The organism is Acetobacterium bakii, assembly GCF_001263355.1.
GTDB lineage: Bacteria > Bacillota > Clostridia > Eubacteriales > Eubacteriaceae > Acetobacterium > Acetobacterium bakii.
The window spans coordinates 60,686-84,502 of sequence record NZ_LGYO01000034.1 but is presented as its reverse complement, the minus strand read 5'-3'; the positions used below and the strand labels follow the sequence as shown (position 1 = coordinate 84,502).

The 23,817-nt window shown below is 42.5% G+C and carries 20 protein-coding genes; all 20 read left to right on the top strand.

Going from position 1 to position 23,817, the window contains the following annotated elements; all coding sequences use genetic code 11:
- Nucleotides 1-32: 32 nt before the first annotated feature.
- The 20 genes from opp1B to AKG39_RS13685 all read left to right on the top strand — a co-directional run bounded on the left by opp1B (nucleotide 33) and on the right by AKG39_RS13685 (nucleotide 23,725).
- Nucleotides 33-962 carry a nickel/cobalt ABC transporter permease gene (opp1B, locus tag AKG39_RS13780; protein ID WP_050740982.1) on the top strand — a complete coding sequence of 310 codons (930 nt, stop codon included), beginning with the start codon at nucleotides 33-35 and terminating at the stop codon, nucleotides 960-962.
- A 1-nt stretch (nucleotide 963) separates the two neighbouring features.
- A complete protein-coding gene (gene opp1C, locus AKG39_RS13775) occupies nucleotides 964-1,848 on the top strand; it encodes a nickel/cobalt ABC transporter permease (protein ID WP_050740981.1) in 885 nt (294 codons plus the stop codon).
- Nucleotides 1,845-2,678: an ABC transporter ATP-binding protein gene (locus AKG39_RS13770; protein ID WP_050740980.1), complete on the top strand. Its 834-nt coding sequence runs from the start codon at nucleotides 1,845-1,847 to the stop codon at nucleotides 2,676-2,678. Before opp1C ends, AKG39_RS13770 begins: the two co-directional genes overlap by 4 nt.
- Nucleotides 2,671-3,441, top strand: coding sequence for an ABC transporter ATP-binding protein (locus tag AKG39_RS13765; protein WP_115028188.1), 771 nt, complete (start codon nucleotides 2,671-2,673; stop codon nucleotides 3,439-3,441). The genes AKG39_RS13770 and AKG39_RS13765 overlap by 8 nt, the downstream gene beginning before the upstream one ends.
- 76 nt (nucleotides 3,442-3,517) lie before the next feature.
- Nucleotides 3,518-4,879, top strand: coding sequence for an MATE family efflux transporter (locus AKG39_RS13760; RefSeq protein ID WP_050740978.1), 1,362 nt, complete (start codon nucleotides 3,518-3,520; stop codon nucleotides 4,877-4,879).
- A 772-nt stretch (nucleotides 4,880-5,651) separates the two neighbouring features.
- Nucleotides 5,652-6,491: an ABC transporter ATP-binding protein gene (locus AKG39_RS13755; protein ID WP_050740977.1), complete on the top strand. Its 840-nt coding sequence runs from the start codon at nucleotides 5,652-5,654 to the stop codon at nucleotides 6,489-6,491.
- On the top strand, nucleotides 6,491-7,225 hold the full coding sequence (locus AKG39_RS13750) for an ABC transporter permease (RefSeq protein ID WP_050740976.1): 735 nt from the start codon (nucleotides 6,491-6,493) through the stop codon (nucleotides 7,223-7,225). The genes AKG39_RS13755 and AKG39_RS13750 overlap by 1 nt, the downstream gene beginning before the upstream one ends.
- Nucleotides 7,226-7,312: 87 nt before the next feature.
- Complete coding sequence (locus AKG39_RS13745) at nucleotides 7,313-9,208, top strand: VWA domain-containing protein (protein WP_050740975.1); 1,896 nt, start codon at nucleotides 7,313-7,315, stop codon at nucleotides 9,206-9,208.
- Entirely contained in the window at nucleotides 9,205-10,251 is a 1,047-nt protein-coding gene (locus AKG39_RS13740) for a magnesium chelatase ATPase subunit I (RefSeq protein WP_242852622.1), read from the top strand. Before AKG39_RS13745 ends, AKG39_RS13740 begins: the two co-directional genes overlap by 4 nt.
- Before the next feature lie 30 nt (nucleotides 10,252-10,281).
- A complete protein-coding gene (gene cobN / locus AKG39_RS13735) occupies nucleotides 10,282-14,118 on the top strand; it encodes a cobaltochelatase subunit CobN (RefSeq protein ID WP_050740974.1) in 3,837 nt (1,278 codons plus the stop codon).
- A 20-nt stretch (nucleotides 14,119-14,138) separates the two neighbouring features.
- Nucleotides 14,139-15,212 (top strand): ABC transporter substrate-binding protein, encoded by a 1,074-nt coding sequence (locus AKG39_RS13730; RefSeq protein ID WP_050740973.1) that lies wholly within the window; start codon nucleotides 14,139-14,141, stop codon nucleotides 15,210-15,212.
- A gap of 100 nt (nucleotides 15,213-15,312) precedes the next feature.
- The gene (locus tag AKG39_RS13725) at nucleotides 15,313-16,398 is read left to right on the top strand and encodes a FecCD family ABC transporter permease (RefSeq protein WP_050740972.1); all 1,086 of its coding nucleotides are present in this window, start codon (nucleotides 15,313-15,315) and stop codon (nucleotides 16,396-16,398) included.
- A gap of 1 nt (nucleotide 16,399) precedes the next feature.
- Entirely contained in the window at nucleotides 16,400-17,170 is a 771-nt protein-coding gene (locus tag AKG39_RS13720) for an ABC transporter ATP-binding protein (protein WP_050740971.1), read from the top strand.
- A gap of 170 nt (nucleotides 17,171-17,340) precedes the next feature.
- Nucleotides 17,341-18,369: an ABC transporter permease gene (locus AKG39_RS13715; protein ID WP_050740970.1), complete on the top strand. Its 1,029-nt coding sequence runs from the start codon at nucleotides 17,341-17,343 to the stop codon at nucleotides 18,367-18,369.
- Nucleotides 18,275-19,087, top strand: a complete 813-nt coding sequence (locus tag AKG39_RS13710) for an ABC transporter permease (protein WP_050740969.1) — start codon at nucleotides 18,275-18,277, stop codon at nucleotides 19,085-19,087. Before AKG39_RS13715 ends, AKG39_RS13710 begins: the two co-directional genes overlap by 95 nt.
- 1 nt (nucleotide 19,088) lies before the next feature.
- Nucleotides 19,089-19,859, top strand: a complete 771-nt coding sequence (locus AKG39_RS13705; protein ID WP_050740968.1) for an ABC transporter ATP-binding protein — start codon at nucleotides 19,089-19,091, stop codon at nucleotides 19,857-19,859.
- A gap of 18 nt (nucleotides 19,860-19,877) precedes the next feature.
- Nucleotides 19,878-20,651: an ABC transporter ATP-binding protein gene (locus AKG39_RS13700; protein ID WP_050740967.1), complete on the top strand. Its 774-nt coding sequence runs from the start codon at nucleotides 19,878-19,880 to the stop codon at nucleotides 20,649-20,651.
- A 69-nt stretch (nucleotides 20,652-20,720) separates the two neighbouring features.
- A complete protein-coding gene (locus tag AKG39_RS13695; protein WP_050740966.1) occupies nucleotides 20,721-22,286 on the top strand; it encodes an ABC transporter substrate-binding protein in 1,566 nt (521 codons plus the stop codon).
- A gap of 305 nt (nucleotides 22,287-22,591) precedes the next feature.
- Complete coding sequence (locus AKG39_RS13690) at nucleotides 22,592-23,128, top strand: ECF transporter S component (protein WP_050740965.1); 537 nt, start codon at nucleotides 22,592-22,594, stop codon at nucleotides 23,126-23,128.
- A 9-nt stretch (nucleotides 23,129-23,137) separates the two neighbouring features.
- Complete coding sequence (locus AKG39_RS13685) at nucleotides 23,138-23,725, top strand: class I SAM-dependent DNA methyltransferase (RefSeq protein WP_050740964.1); 588 nt, start codon at nucleotides 23,138-23,140, stop codon at nucleotides 23,723-23,725.
- Nucleotides 23,726-23,817: the final 92 nt, after the last annotated feature.

Here is a 23,817-nt window from a genome sequence, read left to right as displayed (position 1 = left end):
ATGAATGAAAAAAACAGCAATGGAGTAGGACAATGAAAAATTACATCGTCAAAAGGCTCCTATGGATGATTCCGATATTAATCGGAATCTCCTTTTTTGCCTTTATCCTGATCAACATGAGCCCCAGCGATCCCGCCGAGGTTGCCATCCGGGTGAATGAGGTTACGCCAACGGCTGAAAACATTGCCCAAATGCGGGAACAGCTGGGACTGGATGATCCATTTATGACCCGATACCTTACCTGGCTGGGAAATGCCCTGCACGGGGATTTTGGCAACAGCTATGCGAATAATAAACCGGTGGGAGAAGAAATAGCCAAGGCCTTGCCCCCGACGCTCTATCTGGCAGGAATTTCCCTGGTGATTACCGTGATTGTTTCGGTGGGGGTAGGGGTTTTATGTGCGGTCAAGGAAGATACGATGACCGACAAGATCATGCGGGGAATTGTTTTTATAGGGACTGCCGTTCCCAGTTTTTGGGCAGGTATTCTACTGATGTGGCTCTTTTCGGTCAAACTGCATGTTTTTCCCACCAGTGGGATGACCACCCCGGGATCGGTTGTTTTACCGGCGGTGACCCTGTCGCTGGGGTATATTTCAACCTATGTCAGATTGATTCGTAATAATATGATTCAGAATAAACGGGAGAACTATGTCTTATATGGACGGGTCCGAGGGTTGTCGGAGCGGACCATCACCAGACATGTGTTTAAAAATTCGCTGCAGACGTCATTAACGGCGCTTGGCATGTCGATACCAAAATTGATTGCCGGAACGGTCGTGATTGAAAATATTTTTGCCTGGCCCGGCATCGGCAGGCTGTGTGTCACGGCTATATTCAATCGCGATTTTCCAATGATTCAGGCCTATGTGCTGATTATGGCAATTTTGTTTGTGGTTTGTAATTTACTGGTGGATATTGGTTCGGTGGCAGTTGATCCAAGAATGCGAAGGGAGGCATAAAATGGCAGGATTTTGGAAACGGTTCAGAGCTGATCGTCTGGCTATGGGAGTCAGTGTTTTTCTGGGCCTTGTGATTTTAATGGCGATTTTTGCGCCGCTGATTGCGCCTTATGATCCCACCGCCCAGAATATTATGGAAAAATTTCAGGGACCCTCACTGGCCCATTGGTTTGGAACCGATCAATTGGGTCGTGATGTCTTTTCCCGGATTTTATTTGGGGGACGGGTGACCGTACTGGTATCGATTCTAACCATGATGATTACCATTTTTATCGGAACGATTCTGGGGGTTATCTCTGGTTATTTCAGAGGATGGGTGGATGATGTGATTATGCGGATCTGTGATATCATGCTGTCTTTTCCCAGTGAAGTTCTGATTTTAGCCATTGTGGGTATTTTAGGGACTGGGATTTTCAATATTGTGCTGGCAACGGTGATTGCAAAATGGGCCTGGTACGTCCGGATGATTCGGTCCATTGTAATACAGTTTATGGATAGCAACTACATCCGTTTTGCCAAGGTATCCGGTTGCAGTACCGCGAGTATCATCAAGAAACACTTAATCCATGGGGCCAGCGGAGAAATAGCGGTTCTAGCCACCCTGGATACCGCAAGTATCATCCTGAATATTTCAGCGCTTTCCTTTTTGGGACTGGGTGTTCAACCACCGACAGCGGAATGGGGCATGATGTTAAACGAAGCCAAAAATGTGATGACCATTAACCCGGGTCAGATGCTGGCACCCGGGTTTGCTATTTTCCTCGTGGTTGCAGCCTTTAATTTTCTGGGCGACAGCATTCAAGAGGCTCTTAATCCCAGAATCAGCAAAGGGTTTAAACAAAAACAGCGATCAATATTCAGTCGAAAAAAGGCGGTAACTACATGAGCGTTTTACTTGAAGTTGAAAACTTAAGGGTGACGGACGAACGGAATCAGGAGGAGATCATCCATGATGTGAGCTTTTCACTGGAAGAAAATTCCTGTCTGGGTATTGTTGGTGAAAGCGGCAGCGGAAAATCAATGATTGCAAAGGCCTTGCTGGGACTTAACCATCCCTGGCTCAAAAGTCAGGGAGAAGCCTCATTTAGCACTAAAGGCCAAGGGCTTAATTTGCTGAATCAGGACAAAAATAAGATGAGAGCTATTCGGGGAAAGCATATCTGCATGATTTTGCAGGATGCCATGTCGGCGTTTGATCCGCTGGGAAAAATCGGCGAGCAGATGGCAGAAACCTTTGTGGAAAACAAAAATCTGTCAAAAAAACAGGGGCTAAAGCTGGCCCAGGATGCCCTTAAGGTGATGAACATGCATGAACCCGATCAGGTAATTAAAAAATATCCCCATCAGCTTTCCGGCGGGATGCTCCAGCGGTGTATGATTGCCACTGCATTGGCCATGGAACCGGATATTATTGTGGCAGATGAACCCACCACAGCCCTGGATTCCATCAATCAGGGTCAGGTGGTGGAAGAGTTTAAAATCATCAGAAAAGCGTTTGGAACGGCGCTAATTTTTATTTCCCATGACCTGGGGGTAGTTAAGCACTTATCCGATGATCTTCTGGTGATGAAGGATGGCTGTGCTGTGGAATATGGAAATGCCGAGACCATTTTTAAAAATCCACAGCATATCTACACAAAATATCTGATTGATACCCGACTTGAACTGACCGAGTCCTTTAGAAAAGCAATGAAAAAAGGAGCTGCCAATGGCTAATCTGGTTGAAATAAGGAACATCGAAAAAAGTTATTTAAAGGTAGGTGTTAACTTTGGGGGCTCCCGGGTTAAGGTTTTGAATGGACTGACTTTTAATATTGAAGAGGGTTCATGCGTGGGCCTGGTAGGAGAAAGCGGCAGCGGAAAAAGCACCCTGGCGCGATTGATCATGGGGCTGGAAAAGCCGGATCAAGGCAAGGGTACCATTCTTTTGGAAGGTCAGCCGGTGAAGCAATGGATAAAGAACAATAAAGGGAAAATGAGTGTGGTTTTTCAGGACTACACATCTTCGGTGAATCCCCGTTATACGGTAAAAGAAGCCATCGCTGAACCCCTCCAGGCAGCTGGTGAAAAGGTGGATCTGAATCATAGAATTGAAGCTCTGTTGGCAAAGGTGGGATTAGAGTCGGCGATAAAAGATCGTTACCCTCATGAACTCAGTGGCGGGCAGCTTCAGCGGGTATGCATTGCCCGGGCTATCGCCACAAATCCCAGGCTTATTGTACTGGATGAAGCAATCAGTTCGCTGGACGTTTCGGTCCAATCTCAGATTCTCAAGCTCCTTCATCAATTACGGGTAGAAATGAATATCACCTACCTTTTTGTCTCCCATGATTTGCAGGCGGTGTCCCATTTGTGCAATAAAATTTTATTTTTGTATCAGGGAAAGGTAGTGGAGGAGCTGAAAAGTGGCCAATTGGCCAAAGCCGAAAGTCATTATGCCAGAGAGCTATTGGCGTCGGTTATTCCTTTTGAGGTGTAAAAGATAGCGTGGAAAAGGTCGCAAAGATGGAAATCCCAAAGGAAATAAACTCGAACCAAGTGCATGAGGAGAAAAAATGAAAAATAACAGTTTAACAGAAGGGGTCATATGGAAAAATTTGTTATTTTTTGCATTGCCTTTGCTGGGGACAAGCTTTATACAGCAATTATACAATACCGTCGATTTAATCTATGTCGGTAATTTTTTAGGAAAAGAAGCCGCCGCCGCAGTTGGTGCCAGCTCCTTGTTTGTAACCTGTCTGGTTGGGTTTTTTTCTGGGATGTCAGTGGGTTCCAGTGTGGTGGCATCGTATGTTTTCGGAACCGGCGATAAGAAGGAATTAAAAAATGTGGTTCACACGGCCATTGGACTGGGTTTTATCTGCGGGATCATCATCATGTTCATTGGTCTGATCGGCGCCCCGTATTTTTTAGAATTAATTAATACCCCGGATGAGATCATGGGATTGGCGGTATCTTATATTCGGGTTTATTTTATCAGTATTGTATCCGTGGTCACCTATAACATGGGTTCCGGTATCATCAGAGCCCTGGGTAACTCAAAAACGCCCATGTATATTCAACTCATTGGCGGGGTCATCAATGTTATCATGGATGGTGTGTTTATCGTGGTATTTAACTTTGGCGTAGTGGGAGTCGCCTGGGCAACCCTGTTTTCACAAACCGTTGCGGCCGTATTGGTGTTACACTATCTGATGCATGTTGACAGCGAATTTAAATTAGACCTGACAAAAATCAGCATAGCCAAAGCATATTTTTACAAAATACTGAAAATCGGTGTTCCCGCCGGAGTTCAAGCTCTGGTGATCACCATTTCCAATGTTTTTGTTCAGTATCATGTCAATAGCCTTGGGGTGGATGCCATCACTGCATTTACGGCATACTTTAAGGTTGAACTCATGATTTATCTGCCGATTCTAGCTATTGGTCAGGCGATTACAACCTTTACCAGCCAAAATATCGGAGCAGAGAATTATGATCGAGTAAAGAAAGGAACCAGAGTTTGCCTTCTTATGGGCATTGGCATTACTGCTTTGATGAGCACCTTTGTTCTAATTTTGGGCAGACAGGCATTTGGGGTGATTAACAGTGATCCTTCCGTCGTAGACTATGGCATTCAGATTATCAGCATCACCCTGCCTTTTTATTGGATTTACCTTATTCTGGAAGTACTTGGGGGAACCATCCGGGGTGCCGGTAAGGCGGTTCCGCCCATGGCGATTATTCTTACCAATATTTGTGTATTAAGGACCATTCTTTTATTTGTGACGATGTCTTCATCTCAGGATATTCAGGGAATTGCCATTACCTATCCCATTACCTGGACTTCTACGGCTTTATGCATGGCCATTTATTATTGGCAAGGCAATTGGATGGGTGAATTTAAACGTTTATCGGTAATAAAATCGGAAATTTAATTTCAAAAACTTAGAATATATAAAAAAAGAAAATTAAAGTCTTCAAAAAACTTGACACAATGAGTGTACACAGGTATGATTCTATAAAATCAAATAGTTAAAATGAATAATAAGTAAGAATTGTGTTTTGAAAACACAAATGTTAGAGGTCATTTGGAATTGTTATGAAAAATGGTGTAATCCGGTAAAGACTGCACTGAAATATTGATCGAGTCATCTGAAGTTAAGCGGAGATTATTAACACCGGAAAGATTATTCTTCAGGATCACATCGAACTTTACATTATTGAGGCGGTGAAAGACAGGATTAAAAGCCATTGAAGAGTTACAAAAAACGATTGATCGTTTTATGAAATAGATTAAGGTGAAGATAGAAAAACTTGAGAGCAACAGGAAATAATCATAAATGGGTCACAAAAGATGCGTTATAATAAGAATTCTAGTTGACACAGTGACTAGACTATGAGAAAATAAATTCAATTCAATACTTGTATATACAAAGTCATGAAGGCTTGTTTCGGTTCGTAGACCGATTCAGAGCTTCATGGCTTTTTTGTATTAGTAGGAAAGATAAAAAGGGGTATATGGGAAATCTGCACAGATTTTTTAATCATTGGGATAGTTGATTAGAAATTGAAGGTATAAGCTCAGAAGAGATTGCGCTATAAATAATATTAAGTGAATAGGCATACAAAGTCATGAAGGCTAATTGCGGTTTGTAAACCGTCTTTTCTTTGCATGGCTTTTTTATTTTGAGAATAAAGAGAGGGAAAATGTTAGACATCATCGATTTAACAAAAAAGTATAAGAATATTACGGCAGTCAATGGCGTTAATTTTACCATTTATGATGGTGAGGTTTTTGGGCTTTTAGGCCCAAATGGCGCAGGAAAAACCACCACCGTGAGAATGATTAGTACCATCACCCCGAAGACCGCGGGTGATATTGTGATTAATGGTGAAAGTATCAATCGCAATTTAACGGTGCTAAAAATAAAAATTGGCGTGGTACCTCAACATAACAACCTTGAAAAAGAAATGACTGCCTGGGAAAATTTAGAGGTTCACGGCATTCTTTATCGCATGCCCAAAGTAAAACGACGGCAAAAAATCGAGGAGATGCTTGAATTCACTGAACTCACCGAGCGAAAAGATCACCTGGTGAATACCTTTTCCGGAGGAATGAAGCGAAAGCTTATGATTGCCAGGGCCCTGCTGCACGAGCCAGAAATTTTGCTTCTGGATGAACCAACGGTGGGATTGGATGCCGGGGCGAGACGAAAGATATGGGATTTAATGAAACAACTGAAATCCGGCGGCCTGACCGTGCTTCTGACCACCCACTATATTGAGGAAGCTGAAGCACTGTGTGATCGGGTGGGGCTTATTAATAATGGGAAAATGATCCGGATTGATACACCCAAAAATCTCATTGAAGATGTGGGGGAATTTACAGTTGAGTGCTTTAAGGATGGAAAAACAACCGAAGAATTTTTTGATACCCGGGAGGAAGCCATCGATTATGCGGCAGATCTAGAGGGAATTGTCCAGATTAGGCCTGCCAATCTTGAAGATGTGTTTTTAAAAATGACAAACAGACGGGTGGAATCCTAATGATTGGATTATATGGATTACTCTGGCAGGAGTTTGTTGTCTTTAAACGGAAATTTTTTACGGTAACCATCGGAGCTTTGATTTCACCTATTTTATATCTCATTGCATTTGGTTGGGGACTGGGGAATAGCCTTGAAATTGATGGCATGTCCTATATGGCCTTTATCATTCCGGGTATCATTGCGATGAATACCATGATGGTAAGCTTTAACAGCACCGCAAATTCCATTAATATTTCCCGGTTGTACTATAAAACTTTTGAAGAGTACATGGTTTCACCCATTAACATGACGGTTTATACTCTTGGAAAAATTATCGCGGGGGCACTCTATGGCGCTTATTCAGCGGCTTTAATTATCATAGTGGTTTCGCTGTTTACCTCAGATCTCGTTTTAACACCGTATTTTATAATGATTGCGGTGTTAAATTGTTTCGTGTTTTCCGCAGCTGGTTTTTTTGTGGGCCTAATGATTAATTCACATTCAGATATGGCAAAATTTTCAAGCTTTGTCATTACCCCCATGTCATTTTTGTGCGGCACTTTTTTCCCCATCGCTAAAATGCCGGAGCTGTTAAGAGGTTTTATCTATTTGCTGCCGTTAACCCATACCAATCTGGCACTTAGGAGTGCCGGCGAGACTGCTGTACAGATGATGCTTCACGCCGGGGTACTGCTTGCATATTTCATTGTTTTATTTGTTCTGGAAGCCCGTGTTTGTAAAAATGTTGAATAATTATAGCAGTCAGGTTACGCCGGCTTCTGGTTGTATGGCTGCAACATCAGGATCAAAATTTTCGGAAATGGGAAAGGAGGCATTGTTATGAATCAAAATAATTATCCCTTTAGTGCGATAATTGGCCAGGAATTAATGAAGAAAGCCTTGATACTCAATGTGGTCAATCCAAAAATCGGTGGCGTGTTGATTAATGGCGAAAAAGGTACCGCTAAATCCACTGCGGTAAGAGCATTGTCGCCATTGATTGATAAAAAAATTGTAGAACTGCCTCTGTCTGTTTCAGAAGACCGACTAGTGGGGTCCATCGATATGGAAAAAACCTTAGCAAGCGGCTCGGTTCATTTTGAAGAAGGGGTGTTAAAAAAGGCCCACCAGAACATCTTGTATGTGGACGAGGTTAATTTGTTGCAGGACTATATCATCGATATTTTGTTGGATGTCAGTGCCAACGGGATGAACCGCATTGAACGGGAAGGTGTTTCCTTTAGCCATGAAAGCGATTTTATATTAGTGGGCACCATGAACCGGGAAGAAGGGGAACTGAGACCTCATTTTGCAGACCGCTTTGGGTTATTTGTGAATATCAAAGGGGAAGAAGACCCATTATCCCGGGTCCGGATACTTAAGCACAGACTTGAATATGAAGCCGATCCGCAAGGCTTCAGTCAAGCCTTTTCAGTCCGGGAAACGGAACTCAGAGAGCTGATTCAATCAGCCAAGAAACGCATGGAGCGTGTGAATGTCACTGCTGAAAATTTAGAGAAAATAATTTCGCTTTGCTTACAGGCCAATGTGGTGGGACACCGGGGCGATCTGGTGATGGAGCAAACCGCCAAAGCCATTGCCGCTTTAAAAGGCCGGGTTGAGATTACCGATCAGGATATTGAAGAAGCCGCATTTTTTGCATTGATGCATCGCAAAAGGGAACTGGAACCCCAGCCCCAGGAAGAAGAAAATTCGGAGTCCCAGGAAGAAGATCAGGAAGAGCAGGAAGAAAACCAGGAACCGGATAAAGAAGAGACGCCCTCTGAAGAAGAACCGCAAAATCCAGAACAACAGGAAGAACCGGAAAGTACTGAAGATAACCAGGAAGAACAGGAACAACAAAATAAACCGAATAAGCCGCAAACAGAAAGCTTTGCAATCGGCCAGGATTTCAAACTCAAGGACTTTGGTTATAAAGCTGACCGTAAGGTGAGAAGGGGGCAGGGGAAACGAACCAAAATCCGCAGTGCCTCAAAATCAGGGCGGTACGTTTTCACCACGATGCAGCGAAAAAACAAGGATCTGGCTCTGGATGCCACCATTCGCGCGGCGGCGCCCTTTCAACGCGAACGAAAATCCAATGGTATGGCCATTACTATTTATGAACAGGATATTCGAGAAAAGGTGAGACAGAAAAAAATTGCCAATCTCCTGGTTTTTGTGGTGGATGCCAGTGGATCTATGGGGGCCAATCAGCGGATGGTTGAAACAAAGGGCGCCATTATGTCTCTACTAAAGGACGCCTATGTAAAACGCGACAAAATCTGCCTGATTTCGTTTCGGGGTCAGGAAGCCCAGGTATTACTGCCGCCGACAAGAAGTGTGGAGCGGGGTTACAAACTGTTGGAAAGCCTGGAAATTGGCGGCAAGACACCGCTGAATGCGGGGCTCAGCAAAGGGGTCCAGGTCATTAAAACGGAACTTAAGAAAGCCCCGGATCTGATGCCGATGATGATCGTAATCACCGATGGTAAAGGAAATGTCAGTTTGGATGATGAAAAAAAGCCAAAGGCCGAACTCCTTGAAATCGGAGATAAAATCCGGGAATACAAACAGATCAATACCATGGTGATTGATATTGAAAAACAAGGCATGATGCGCTTTGGCATTGCCAAAGAGCTGGCAACAATGATGCAGTCCGAGTATCGGGCAATGGATGAGTTAAAAAGTGACAGCCTATTAAAAATGGTAGAAAGTATGAGGGTTCCATCGTGACACATTATTCGAAAAAAAATATAACCTATCCGTTTACCGCTATTATTGGCCAGGAAGCCATGAAACTGGGACTTATTTTAAATGTTATTGATCCTAAAATAGGCGGCGTTTTGGTATTTGGGGAAAAAGGAACAGGAAAATCAACGGCGGTTCGGGCAATCGCCAATTTATTGCCGGAAATCGATGTGGTAAAAGAATGTCCCTTTCACTGTAACCCCCGGGATCAGGGTTCTTTGTGCGAAAACTGTCGGACCAAAATCAATGATGGCGAAACATTATTGATTGGCAAAGATAAAATGCGAGTGGTTGACCTGCCCGTTTCGGCCACTGAAGACCGGGTGGTTGGGTCCCTGGACATCGAAGAAGCCATTCAACATGGCAAGAAGAAATTCGATTTAGGGGTACTGGCCCAGGCTAACCGGGGAATTTTATATGTGGATGAGATTAACTTACTGGATGACCACATTGTCGATTTATTATTGGATTCTGCAGCCATGGGCGTGAATACCGTGGAGCGCGAAGGCATATCCTTTTCCCATCCGGCGCAGTTTATTCTTGTCGGTACCATGAACCCCGAAGAAGGCGAATTGCGGCCCCAGCTGCTGGATCGCTTTGGCTTCAGTGTCGACATTAAAGGTATTAAAGATCCGGAAAAACGAATTGCTATTGTGAAGCGAAGAGGAGCCTTTGAAGCCGATCCCCATGGCTTTTTACATGAATATCATGATGCGGAAATGGAATTGAGTGATCGCATCGTCACGGCCCGGAACATGCTTCCCAGGGTGACCATTGATGATGAACTGCTGCTGATCAATGCCAAGATTGCCATTGCCCTGGAGGTCGACGGCCATCGCGGGGATTTGACGCTGATGAAAGGCGCACGGGCCATGGCTGCCTTTGAAGGTCATGAGCAGGTTGAAAAAGAAGATATCAGAAAAGTGGTTGAAATGGTGTTTCTCCACCGCCTGAAGTCATTGCCTTTTGAAACAACTAAAAAATTCAATATGGATAAGGTCAATGCCATTATTGATGAAACCGAATAGACTCCCAGGAAGGGAAGGAAAGGCAAGCAAATGAAAACCATTATTGCTATATTATGGCATAAATCAGCCAATCGCTTAGAAATGATCACGCCCTATATTAAAGACCGGGTAAATTTAAAAATATATTCAGCTGCACAATTAAGTGACGGCCGAGAAGATGTTGATGGCTTATACAAAGCCATGGACCAGGCCGATTTATTTCTTTTTAATGTGACCTCATCGGATTCAATCTGGAGCGAGGTTGAAGCGTATGCGGCAAAGAAAACAACACCCATCGTTTATGTGGGAGGGGAAGCCGCCAGTCATATCAAAAGCAAAGAATCGATGCGCCATTCGGCTGTCTGTAATCAGTATTACACCTATAGCGGCAAGGAAAACCTGGTTAATATGATTGATTATCTCAGCACTGAGGTTTTAGGAGAAAGCTATTCCTATAAAGAGCCCTTGTTTATTCCCTGGGAAGGTATTTTTCATCCCGATACCGAGGAAGTATTTACGAATCCCCAGGATTATTTCAAGTATCGAAAAAGATCGCCAAAGGGCGTCATCGGTGTTATTGCCTCACGGACCACCTGGTTAAACGAGGATATTGAGGTTGAAACAGAACTGATTAAGAAAATCGAAGCCCGGGGCTTCAGTGCTTTGCCCATTTACACCTATTCTTGGCCGGACGCTGAAATTGGGGCAAAAGGCGTCGAATATGCGGTGGAAAAATTCTGTTTTGATGATCAGGGCGAATCAGTGATTGATGCCATGATTCGCATGAGTGGTTTTTTTCTCCAAGCAGGAAATAGCTCTGCCAAATGCAAGCCAAGCAGTATTATGGAGCGCCTGAACTGCCCTATTGTCAAGCCTATCTGCTCCTCGCACATGACCATTGAAGAATGGCAAGAGAGTAAGGATGGCACGGTGGCAGACTTGCCCTGGAGCATTGCCCTTCCTGAGCTTGAAGGCGTCATTGAACCGATTTTTATCGGAGCCGAAGATAGAAGCACTGGGGTTGAACTGCGAAAACCGGTGAGCTCCCGGTGTGATAAACTGGTCAGCCGCTTGATTAAATGGATTGCTCTGGAGAAAAAACAGAACCAGGACAAAAAAGTTGTCTTTATTTTAAACAACAACCCTTGTACAGCAACAGAAGCTTCGGTGGGGGGCGGGGCAAACTTGGATACGCTGGAAAGTGTTGCCCGTATTTTAAAGACCATGAAAATCCAGGGGTATGACCTGGAAGACATTCCCGAGGATGGAGACGTTCTGATTAAAACCATTATGGCCCGGAAGGCCATTTCAGAATTTCGCTGGACCACGGTGAAAGAAATGGTTCACAAAGGCGGGGTTCTGGATTTTATCACCAGGGATCAATATGATGTGTGGTTTCAGGCATTAACCGACGATGCCCGGGAGAATATGGTAAAAGCCTGGGGCGAACCCTTTGGCGAAACCGAAGAAGGCCTTCCCCCGGCTATGGTTTATGAGGATAAAATGATCGTGACCGGGGTCAGTTATAAAAATGCCATTGTCTGTGTCCAACCCAAACGAGGTTGCAGCGGATCGAAGTGTGATGGAAAAGTCTGTAAGATTCTCCACGATCCCCATATTGCCCCAACCCATCAATACCTGGCAAGTTACCGGTATTTTGAGCATATCTATGAGGCAGATGTGATTATTCATGTCGGCACCCACGGCAATCTGGAATTTTTGCCCGGAAAAGCCACCGGGCTTTCAGACAGCTGCTTCCCGGATATTTGCATTGGCAACTTGCCGAATTTGTATATTTACAATGCCGATAATCCGCCGGAAGGAACGATTGCCAAAAGACGGGCGCTGGCAACCATCATCGATCATATGCAAACGGTTATGACCCAGGGAGATCTTTATGATGACCTGGAAGAATTGGACACGTTTTTGAAGCAGTACGACAAGGTTCGCGTATCAGATAAAACCCAGGCCCATTTGCTGGAACATCTGATTATTGAAGAGATTCAAAAGGCCAATCTGGAGAAAGAGATTGACCTAGCGGATTACCATAATCAATTTGATCTGGTTATCGATAAGGCCCATAAGATACTGACAACTGTTAAAACCACCCAGGTTCAGGATGGCATGCACATATTCGGCCAGCTTCCCATCGGGGATCGGCGAATTGACATGCTCAATGCCATTGTGCGGTTTGAAGGCATTGATCAGGCCTCGCTCCGGGGAACCGTATGTGAATTAATCGGGCTGGAGCTTAAAACCCTACTGACCCAGACCGAGGCTTTTTCTGAAAGGATTGGCAAAAATAACGGCGAAATTCTCTTTGATATGGATGGCATCAGCAAAAGTATCATTATCAAATTCCTAAATGATCATAGCATCACTGAAGAATTCTCATTGCCAAGACCTTATCAGATCAAAAATCCAGCGGTACTCATGGAAATCAATGCATTCAAAGAACGGATCATTGATATCAATAACAGGATTGACGAATCAAAAGAGATTGATGCCTTGCTGGCAGCCATGAACGGGAACTATGTCAAGCCCGGACCGGCAGGTATTATTACCCGAGGACGGGATGATATTCTGCCCACCGGACGAAATTTTTATACTTTGGATCCGGAAACCGTACCCACAAAAGCCGCCTGGGAAATCGGCAAGCGATTGGCCAACGCCGTTATTCAAAAGTTCTTTGATGAAGAGGGCCGTTATCCGGAAACCATGGCCATTTATTGGATGGCAGCTGATGTGATGTGGGCCGATGGTGAAGGCATGGCCCAGTTATTTTATATGCTGGGAGTAAAACCGAAATGGCTGGCAAATGGCAAGGTAAAAGGGATTGAAGTGATCCCTTTAAAAGAATTGGGACGACCGAGAATTGACATCACCGCAAAAATATCCGGTATTCTCAGGGATAATTTTCAGAACTGCGTTTTACTCCTGGATGAAGCCATTCAGACCGTTGCAAATTTAGCTGAAGAAGGTGATGAAAATTTCATTCGCAAGCACGTCCTGGAAACAACCGCCGAAAACCCGGACATCTCATGGGAATCTGCTACAACAAGAATTTTCGGGGTACAACCGGGCACCTATACTTCCGGGGTTAACCTGATGGTTTACGCCTCCGCCTGGGAAGACACAACCGATATTGCCGATTTGTTCACCTATTATAATGGTTATTCCTACAGCAAAGACAATTATGGGAAAAAGGCTTACATAGAACTTCAAAGCAGCTTAAAAACCGTTGATATTACCTATGACAAGGTGATGTCCGATGAGCATGACTTGTTGGGTTGCTGCTGTTATTTTGGCAATTACGGTGGGATGACCGCCGCCGCCAGGGAATTATCCAACAAAGACATTAAAACTTACTACGGGGATACAAGAGAAGTGACGAACGTCGAAATACGGACCTTATCCGAAGAGATTAACCGGGTGGTCCGAGGCAAACTGCTTAACCCGAAATGGATTGAAGGTCAGAAGCGCCATGGCTATAAAGGAGCAGGCGACATCAGCAAACGGGTTGGCCGGGTTTATGGCTGGGAAGCCACTACTGAAGAGGTGGACGACTGGATCTTTGATGACATCACCAAAACCTTTATTATCGATGCCGAAAACAGAGCATTTTTCAGGGAAAACAATCCTTGGGCTTTGGAAGAAATGTCACGGCGTTTACTTGAAGCATATCAAAGAGGTTTATGGAAACCAGCGGATGGAATGATTGAAGAAATCCAGGACTCTTATCTGGAACTGGAAGGATTTCTCGAAGAAAACATGGGCTCCGATGTGGGCGAATTTCAGGGTTCGGCCATTGAAATAATTAAAGCCGATGAATTTGAAGAGTATCGCAAAACGATGTCGCAGATTCATGAGAACAAAAGAAAAAAATAGAAAAGAGGAGAAAAGAAGCTATGGAAATGAATGGAAAGAAAATGTTGAAACGGTTATTGTGTTTAATTATGTTAGGGGCAATGGTCATAACCCTGGGAGCCTGTTCCACCACTGAGGCAGAAACAAAAAGTGACAGTGCCAAGGGAATCACCGTTACCGATACCATGGGCAGGGAAATAACCATTGAAAAACCACTGGAAAAAATTGTGACGTACAATTCCGGACTGAGTGAGGTATTAACATCTTTTGGTTCCGAAGCGACGATTATCGGCCGCGGCGATTCGGTGCCAAACCCAGTTCTCAACGTGGAAGTTCCCACAGTGGGAAAATGGAATGAACCTAATATTGAAGCAATTATGGAATTAAAACCGGATGCTGTTTTCACCTATGCCGCCAATATGACTGCGGACAATGAAACAATCCTAGAAAATGCCGGCATAAAATGCATTTATCTGGAATTAACCGATGTTTCAAAATCAACTGAGGAAGTCACGGCTCTGGGAAAATTATTTGGCAAAGAGGATAAGGCTGAAGCCTTTGTAAAATTCCATGATAAATACGAAGCAATCATTGAAAAGAAACTAAAGAATATTAAAGAAGAAGATCGCGCTACCATTTATTACGAAGGTTACACTGACTATAAATCTGTTAATAAAGAAGCCGGGGGACAAGCCTTAATTACTGCTGCCGGTGGAATTAATATTGCTGCGGACGAAACCGCCAAATATCCTGAGATCAGTGATGAATGGGTATTGGAAAGAAATCCTGATGCCATTGTGAAACTGGTTAGCAGCACTAAAAAAATTCTGGGGACCGATTTAACAGATCAAGGTGCTGTTACTAGTTTTTACAACACCTTGATTGCAAGACCGAGTTGGGGAAATTTACAGGCTGTAAAAGACGATAAAGTCATTCTCTTAAGTAGTGAAGTGGCCACAACGGCATTCGGCAGCATTGTTGGAGAACTATATATCGCAAAAACACTGTATCCCGAACAATTCAAAGATATTGATGTTCAGAAAGTTCATGAAGAATTGCAGAAAACCCTTTTTGGCACAGATTTAGTCGGAATTTTCGCTTATCCTTCAAAATAAGAGAGGGTTGGTTTATTATTTAAAAACTGAAATCCGGGAATGATCATTTAAAGGTGCTCAGCAAAATCAGTAAAGGTAATAGGTTCATGAAAAAATGAAGATGAGCAAAACAGAAAAAATAAAAATGGAAAAAAATATCGATCAGGCAAAACTGAACTACATGAACAAACGATCAAGAAAAATTTTGTTCATCTTACTTTTAGCCCTTGCTTTGGTTGTCACCGCAGTAATTTCCATTGCCATCGGTGCATCTTCAGTTAATTTAAAAACAGTGATCCAAGTTTTTGGCGATGTTTTTGTACATAATGAAAGCATTACCGATATGCAGCGGGATATTGTATTCAGCATTCGCGTGCCCAGGATTATCACTGCCATTCTGGTTGGCATGGCCTTGTCCAATGCGGGGTTATTAATGCAGGGGATTTTTCAAAATCCCCTGGTAAGTCCCTATACCCTGGGGGTATCAAATGGCGCCTCTTTTGGGGCATCGTTGGCGATTATCTTTGGTTCGAGCTTTGCGTTCCTGAATTTCGGAGAGTTTCTGCTGCCGGTTTTTGCATTCGCATTTTCCGTACTGACAATGATGATGGTGTACGGTGTTGCCAAAATGTCCAATAACACTTCGAGTACCCTGATACTGGCAGGGGTGGCCATCGGTTATTTGTTTTCGGCGTTGGTTTCGCTGATTAAATATGTCAGTGATGTTAAAGATCTGCCGGAACTTGTTTTCTGGACTATGGGAAGCCTTTCCGGAGTGCCCTGGGAAGGCATTGCGATTATTGCCGTTGCATTGGCAGGAAGTATTATCCTCATGATGGGCTTTGCCTGGGATCTTAATATTATGTCTGCAGGGGAAGAAACAGCAATCAGTATCGGCGTCAATTACAAAAGAATAAAAATGCTGTCTTTTGGAATTTCGACCCTATTAACGGCGGTTGCGGTTTCTTTTACCGGGGTTATTGGTTTTATTGGTTTGGTATCGCCCCATATAACGAAGATGCTCATTGGTAATGACTATCGCTATTCGGTGCCGGCATCATCACTAATCGGAGCGCTGTTACTATTAATAGCCGATACAATCGGGAGAAATATCATTGCCCCAACTCAGCTGCCGGTGGGGATTGTCACTTCAATGATCGGGGTTCCATTCTTCCTATATCTCATTGTAAGAAAGCGAGGAAAATAAAGTGGAACTGCATGTTGAAGATATGAAATTCGGATATACAAAGAAATCTTTAGTGGTGAAAGGTGTGAGCTTTTCAGCGCGATCAGGACAGTTGATTTCTTTGATTGGACCCAATGGGTCAGGAAAAACAACCATTGTTAAATGCATTAATAAAATTTTAAAACCCCAAAGCGGGACAGTATCGCTGGATGGAAAAAATGTTCAGAAAATGCAGCCATTTGAAATGGCCCAATGCATAAGCTATGTACCGCAATTTACCAACAGCTATATTAGCGGGTCAGTCATGGATATTGTGATGATGGGAAGAAGACCCTATATCAAATGGAAAATTTCCGAGGAAGACATTGAAATTGTGCTATCGATTTTACAGGAACTTGAACTTGATCATTTGGCACACGAACAATTCCAGGAATTGTCCGGTGGTCAGAAGCAGAAGATACTAATTGCAAGGGCGTTGGCGCAAAAGCCGGAGCTGTATTTATTTGATGAACCGATTAGTTTTTTGGATATTAAGAATCAGATCGATATTATGGAACTTGCCAGAAATATGGTTGTCAAAGAGAAAAAAGCGGTCATTATGGTGGTCCATGATTTAAACATGGCGATGCGTTATTCGGATCAGGTTATTCTTTTGAAATCAGGAGAGGTTGAAGCTTCGGGTTTGCCAAAGTCGGTTTTGAATAAAAAGCATATACGAACTGTTTATGGTGTTGACATAAAAATAATAGAAGATGAATTTATAACACCGATTTATGAACCATGTGTTAATTAAAACAAACCATATTTGAAATTGTGCTATTTTAAATCGACCGATTCACTTGAAGTTTTGTCTAATTAAATAAAAACAATATTGCCATGAAGGTATGAATACGAATATATGAAAAATTCATGGCATTTTTTGTCAGTAAAATCATTCAAAGTTGAAATGATAAGGGAAAACATATGATTAAGTACATAAGCAAGAAAATTTTATATGCATTTTTAGTGTTATTAGGTGTATCAATATTGACTTTTATGATGGGGCGGATTGCACCGGGAGATCCGGTGGATACGCTGCTTTCAAACTCACAAAATCCTACCTTGGAAGAACGACAAGAAGCAGAAGAATATCTGGGATTAAACCAGCCCTGGACGGTGCAGTATTTTAATTGGACGGCAGATATTATAAAGGGCGATTTTGGAAATTCATATAAAACAAATCAACCGGTTCTGCATGAATTTATGGTTCGCCTGCCGTCGACCTTGCTGTTAACATGCGGAGCAACAATTGTTATGCTGTTAATCGGTTTTCCACTTGGAATCGCGTCAGCCCTTAAAAAGGGAAAAATATTGGATGTCGGCATTTCTTTGTGCAATACAATTGCCATATCGATCCCTTCGTTTTGCCTGGGAATTTTGCTGATTCTGGTATTTGGAGTAAATCTGAAGATATTGCCTGTTATGGGAATGGGCGGTTTCAAACATCTTGTTTTGCCCTCGCTATCAATTGGCATCATAGCAGGGGCGGGATTAGCCCGACTCATACGGATTCAAATGCTGTCAGTAATTAAAATGAATCATGTCACCGCGGCAAAAGTTTTCGGCGTCAGTAACTATCGTATTGTCAAGAATCATATGCTAAAGAATGCCCTGCCGCCGATTATAACATCAATAGGATTAATGATCGGGGGATTATTGGGCGGTTCAGCGATTATTGAGACACTTTTTGCATGGCCGGGTGCGGGCGGGTTTCTGGTTGATGCAATTTATGGGCGAGATTATCCTGTGATACAAGCTTATGCACTGATAATGGCCGGTATTTACATGCTGATTAATATTCTGGTGGATTTTATCTATGGCATTTTAATACCAACGAAATGGTTAAGTGGAGATAAAAATGAAAACAAAAAAGATACAGTTGATAGTCGGGATTCTGTTGGCCTCAATCATGATCGTTCTGGCGATATTTGCACCGATTCTGGCACCGAATGACCCAAACAAAATCGATGTAATGAATAGCTTGAACCAGTCATCAAGCGAATTCCCTTTAGGCACGGATCAGCTGGGACGGTGTATTTTCTCGCGATTATTATACGGGGCAAGAACATCATTAACGGTTACAGCTATGGTTCTGGTTGTCACCATAACCATAGGCACCCTAGTCGGGACCCTATCTGGAATTTTTTCTGACCGGCTTATTGATAAACTGTTTACAGCATTGTGTGAGGTATTGCTTGCATTCCCCGGAATTCTCTTCGCGCTTGTCATTGCGGGAATGCTCGGACCGGGAGTGCTGAATATTATGATTGCCATTGCCATTGTTTCATGGGCAAAGTATGCTCGGGTGATACGTGGGCTGGTCATCGGGACAAAAAATGCAGATTATGTTAAAGCTGCCAGAGTAGCTGGAACCAATCATTTACATATGATAACCTGGCATATCCTGCCGAATATAAAAAACACCATTGGTACGTTAATCGTAACGGATATTGGATCAACGATTCTGACAATTTCAGGTTTATCTTTTATTGGATTGGGAGCTCAGGCCTCCGAGGCAGAGTGGGGAATGATGATTAATGAGGCGCGAATGTATATTATAAAATCACCGCAAATGATTTTATATCCCATTGTCACCATTATTATTGTTGTACTGGCGTTTAATCTGATTGGAGATGCACTGGCTTCAAATGAGGAACTGGAGGGTTTATAAAATGAGTTTACTGGAAGTGAAGAATCTTTCCATATCCTATAAAATTGATGATGTATCCTATGTTGCTGTTTCGGAGGTGAACTTTGTTTTGGAAGAAGGCCAGGTGCTGGGAATTGCCGGGGCGAGCGGCTCCGGTAAAAGCACAATCGCAAAGGGGATTCTTGGTATCCTGCCGGATAATGCCTTGATTGAAGGCGAAATTATTTTTCAGGGGAAAAATTTATTGGCATTTAATCGGAAAGAAATGGAAAAAATAAGAGGAAGGGAAATTTCCATGGTCTTTCAGGATCCCTCAACCGCATTAAACCCGGTGAGAATTATTAAACGCCAATTTTACGATATTCTGGCAAGGGTCGCAAAGGATAAGGCTGTTTTAGATAAAATGATAGTAAGTAAACTGGAATCTGTACACCTTGAAGATGCTTTGGAAGTGATGAACAAATACCCCCATGAACTAAGCGGCGGGATGAAACAACGGATTGTTATCGCAGCAGCCCTTTGTCTTTCGCCACGAATATTAATAGCAGACGAGCCAACATCGGCAATTGATGCGTCAATAAAGAAGCAAATCATTTTGGAATTAAAAGGATTAAAAATCAGTGAAAATCTCTCAATGATTTATATCTCTCATAATCTTGCGGAGTTAAAAAGCATTTGTGATGAAATCATTGTTATGAAAGACAGTAAAATTATCGAACAAAATGCAACAGCAGCGCTTTTTAATTGCCCTAAAGAGCCATATACCATTGAATTGATTGACGCGGTTGTTTAAGAATGGAGGGTAGTAACAATGGAAGCATTGGTTAAAATGAATAAAGTAACCAAGATATATAAAAAAACGAATCCGGGATTACGTAAAAACAGCGTGAATAATATCGCGGTGGATGACATCAGCTTTGCCATAGCTAGAGGAGAAATTTTTGGTTTGATTGGCGAAAGTGGTTGCGGAAAAACAACACTGGTAAATCTTATGCTCGGTTTAATCAAACCGGATAGAGGTGAAATTGTTATTGATACGGTTGACATCACCAAACTGAAATCAAACCGAGAGTTTTTACCGATAAGAAAACGTATGCAGGCGGTATTTCAGAATAGCAGTTCTTCACTTAATCCCCAAATGACGTTGAAGAAAATAATTACAGAACCGCTAAAAAACTTTCATCTTCCGGAACAGGGTGTCGCTGAAGAATTATTGGAAGACGTCGGTCTGTCCGCATCCTGGATCTTACGCAAACCGGCTCAATTAAGTGGCGGACAGCGTCAACGGGTTTCCATCGCCCGGGCTCTGGCATTAAAACCGGATTTTATTATATTGGATGAGGCCACATCGAATCTCGATGTTATTACATCGAAGCAGATTATTGATTTATTAAAAAAACTGAATGATAAATACAAGATGATGATGCTGTTTATTTCTCATGATATTGGAGTTGTGGATGATTTTTGCCATCGAAAGGCAATCATGAAAAACGGGGAAATTCTGGAAATTGTAAAACAATTCGGGCCGCCGGAAAACCATCATCCATACACCCAAAAGTTGCTGCAGGCAAGATTACATATCTAAGAAAGTAGTTCTTAAATTGGGCCGGGAATGGGTCTTAATTTCAGATAGATCATTTTGAAGGAGGAAGAAATGAAGAGAAAAGTATTAAGTGTGGTTATTGTGGTGTTGTCGGTTTTGCTGCTGTTTACAGGGTGCTCCGCATCTGCCAAAACAGGATCCGATGAGCCCAAGGATTTAATTATCGGCGCGGGGCGAACATTCTGGTTGGGTGAGGGTTCAAACGTCTATGTACATGGGAGCAGTAATGTCTGGGAGTCTTTAGTCCGTTTTGATAACGAAATGAATCCGATAATGTGTCTGGCTGAATCCATGTCACCATCAGATGACGGATTGACATGGACAATCAAGTTGAAGAAGGATATTAAATTTCATGATGGCAGCACATTAAATTCAGAGGTGGCAATTTTAAATCTGGACCGATTGTATCATTTCAACACGGTTAAGAAAGCTTATGATCCAGCTTATGAGTCGGTGGGAGAGTTTGGGAAAATTACGAATATGAGTGTCGTGGATGATCATACATTTACGGTTACCCATGCAGAACCAATACCGGATTTTATTGAACGTCTGGTTTATGAAAATGGAGCAATGTTTGCACCGAGTTCATTTAATGAAAATAAAGCAATTGTATTTCCTTATGGGACAGGTCCGTATAAATACAAAGAATACAACGAACAAACTCAAGTTCTTTATTTAGAAAAATTTGCGGACTATCATTTGGGCGAACCAAAATTGGATACCGTGGAATTTAAAAATATAGCGGATCCCACAACTCGACTTGCCGCCTTGCAAAGCGGAGAAATTGATGTCATATCCGATGTTGGCGGAATTTTGCCTCAACAGGCAGCACAAATCGAAAGCGATTCAAATTTAGTGTTAGAAGAGCAATTGGTGAGTACCGTACATTATTACTTTATGAATACAAGCGAAGGCAAGGTATTTAGTAATGAGAAGCTGCGGGATGCATTAAGCTTAAGCATCGATCGAAATACCATTGTCAATAAAATTCTGCTTGGCTATGGTAAACCTTCAATGAGCGTATTAAGCTCAGCAACAAAAGACTGGACCGTTGACTGTAAATATGAATTTAATATTGAAGAAGCAAAAAAATTAAAAACAGAGGCAGTTGGTGGTGAAATTCCAACCCCAATCATTCTGTTGAATTCATCCCTACTTGGCAGGTGGCCTTATCAGGACATCGCCATTGCGATTCAGGCGCAGCTAAAAGAGGTTGGGATTGATGCTACGATCGAAACAGTGGATTCGGCAACCTGGTCTCAGCGGTTAAAAGAAGGGACTTATGATATTGCACCGCAACCATTCACGGTGTCTTCCGGAGAACCGAATTTCTTCTTTGTCCGAAATGCCCTCAGCACCGGCTCCAATAATGTTTCCAGAAATTATGGGATCAATGATGCTGACCTTGATGGATTAATTCAAAAAGTTGCAATAGAGCCAAACGAGAAAAAAAGGAAGGACTATTACAGCCAAATTCAAAAACTGGTCAGTGATAAAAATTACATTATTCCAATTTGGGATGATATAACCTTGTATGCCACAAATAAAAAGGTGAAGAATTATGCATTAGATGTAACGTTCAGACCTGACTTATATGTTGTCGATATTCAGGAATAATTTGGAGAAAATACTATTTAGTATAAGTACTGATTTTTTATAATTAAAAAACCAACCAATTAAAAAAGTCGCTGACCTGCTTTATAAATCTGGTCAGTGACTTTTTCAGTGGGACACGGGGACATTATTATAAATGGCTCATAAGAAGGATGAGACCTTATTTTCTTTCTTGACAAAGGCTTTAAATGCAGATATAATGTGTTCAGTTAAATATGATTAAATAATAAGCCAGTGAGGCATTTACTCGTTGAAATGAGTTGTGTTTGCTGACTTTTTTTGTTTAAAAATTTGTTGGAGGTATTGTTATGAATCATTCTCACATTAAAAATCTTGTTGGTACAGGTCTCTGTATGGCCCTGGGGTTATTGCTGCCACAGTTCTTTCATGCAATCGGAGCAGGATCTGTGTTTTTACCGATGCATATTCCGGTTATTCTATGCGGCCTTTGTTTTGGCTGGCAATATGGTTTGGTCTGTGGTGTTGTGACACCGCTGATGTCCTCAGTTTTAACCGGGATGCCGCCGATCTTTCCGGTGGGTTTAACCATGATGTTTGAACTGGCGGCCTATGGAGCTTTAGCGGGTCTGCTGTACCGAAAAATCAATTTGAATGTTTATGTTGCATTAATCGTTTCAATGCTTGGAGGCCGCATTGTTTCAGGTATTGCATCAACTATTTTTTATGGTGTGGCGGGAAAAGAATACGGTTTTCAAATCTTTCTAGCAGGTGCTTTTGTGACAGCATTGCCTGGTATTATTTTGCAAATTATCATTATTCCACTGATGGTCATTGCTTTGGAAAAAAGCCGAGTTATCGCGCAACCGGTAAGATTAAGTGCATAGGAGAACAAAATGAAGCATTCACATTCCACCAAAGAATATTTTGACAGTATTGCGAGCAAATGGGATACCATGTGTCATCACAATCCAGAAAAAATAACGGCGATTCTGACCCTGGCGAATATAAAAAGCAACAGTCGTATTCTGGACATTGCCACCGGAACAGGTATACTGGTCCCTCATTTGCTGAAGCACGAGCCAGATGAAATTGTTGCCATCGACTTATCAGAACTGATGATTGCCCAAGCGCGGAAAAATCATATCGACCCCAGGGTTCGATTTCAATCAGCCAATTTTTATGAGTTTGAACAGACCGGTTTTGACTTTGCCATTGCTTACAGCGCATATCCTCACTTTTCTGATAAAGAGGCGTTTGCCCGGAAGCTTTCTGACAGTCTGAATCCCAATGGTCGTTTTATGATTGCCCATAGCGAAAGCAAGGAAACCATTAACGGGAGGCATTCCGGAGATGAAGTGCGTAAAGTCTCTTCGTCACTCAAGGAAGCGGCAACCGAATCCAGTTATTTTAAAGCGGCCTTCGACATTGACATTCTTGTTGATACGGATGAACTTTATATTATTTCTGGAATAAAGAGATAAATGAATAAACGGATGAATCAAAAACCAGCAGCAATGAAAGTTGAGGTTGGTTTTTTTAGTGCTGAATAATCAAGATACAAGAGAATTTGAAA

Bases quoted from the DNA above. Each gene is read 5' to 3' on its own strand.
- AKG39_RS13695 (WP_050740966.1), top strand. From the start codon at position 20,721: ATGAAGAGAAAAGTATTAAGTGTGGTTATTGTGGTGTTGTCGGTTTTG.
- AKG39_RS13745 (WP_050740975.1), top strand. From the start codon at position 7,313: ATGAATCAAAATAATTATCCCTTTAGTGCGATAATTGGCCAGGAATTA.
- AKG39_RS13725 (WP_050740972.1), top strand. From the start codon at position 15,313: ATGAGCAAAACAGAAAAAATAAAAATGGAAAAAAATATCGATCAGGCA.
- AKG39_RS13755 (WP_050740977.1), top strand. From the start codon at position 5,652: ATGTTAGACATCATCGATTTAACAAAAAAGTATAAGAATATTACGGCA.
- AKG39_RS13710 (WP_050740969.1), top strand. From the start codon at position 18,275: ATGAAAACAAAAAAGATACAGTTGATAGTCGGGATTCTGTTGGCCTCA.
- AKG39_RS13690 (WP_050740965.1), top strand. From the start codon at position 22,592: ATGAATCATTCTCACATTAAAAATCTTGTTGGTACAGGTCTCTGTATG.
- AKG39_RS13765 (WP_115028188.1), top strand. From the start codon at position 2,671: ATGGCTAATCTGGTTGAAATAAGGAACATCGAAAAAAGTTATTTAAAG.
- AKG39_RS13730 (WP_050740973.1), top strand. From the start codon at position 14,139: ATGGAAATGAATGGAAAGAAAATGTTGAAACGGTTATTGTGTTTAATT.
- AKG39_RS13760 (WP_050740978.1), top strand. From the start codon at position 3,518: ATGAAAAATAACAGTTTAACAGAAGGGGTCATATGGAAAAATTTGTTA.
- AKG39_RS13715 (WP_050740970.1), top strand. From the start codon at position 17,341: ATGATTAAGTACATAAGCAAGAAAATTTTATATGCATTTTTAGTGTTA.
- AKG39_RS13700 (WP_050740967.1), top strand. From the start codon at position 19,878: ATGGAAGCATTGGTTAAAATGAATAAAGTAACCAAGATATATAAAAAA.
- AKG39_RS13705 (WP_050740968.1), top strand. From the start codon at position 19,089: ATGAGTTTACTGGAAGTGAAGAATCTTTCCATATCCTATAAAATTGAT.
- cobN (WP_050740974.1), top strand. From the start codon at position 10,282: ATGAAAACCATTATTGCTATATTATGGCATAAATCAGCCAATCGCTTA.
- AKG39_RS13770 (WP_050740980.1), top strand. From the start codon at position 1,845: ATGAGCGTTTTACTTGAAGTTGAAAACTTAAGGGTGACGGACGAACGG.
- opp1C (WP_050740981.1), top strand. From the start codon at position 964: ATGGCAGGATTTTGGAAACGGTTCAGAGCTGATCGTCTGGCTATGGGA.
- AKG39_RS13685 (WP_050740964.1), top strand. From the start codon at position 23,138: ATGAAGCATTCACATTCCACCAAAGAATATTTTGACAGTATTGCGAGC.
- opp1B (WP_050740982.1), top strand. From the start codon at position 33: ATGAAAAATTACATCGTCAAAAGGCTCCTATGGATGATTCCGATATTA.
- AKG39_RS13750 (WP_050740976.1), top strand. From the start codon at position 6,491: ATGATTGGATTATATGGATTACTCTGGCAGGAGTTTGTTGTCTTTAAA.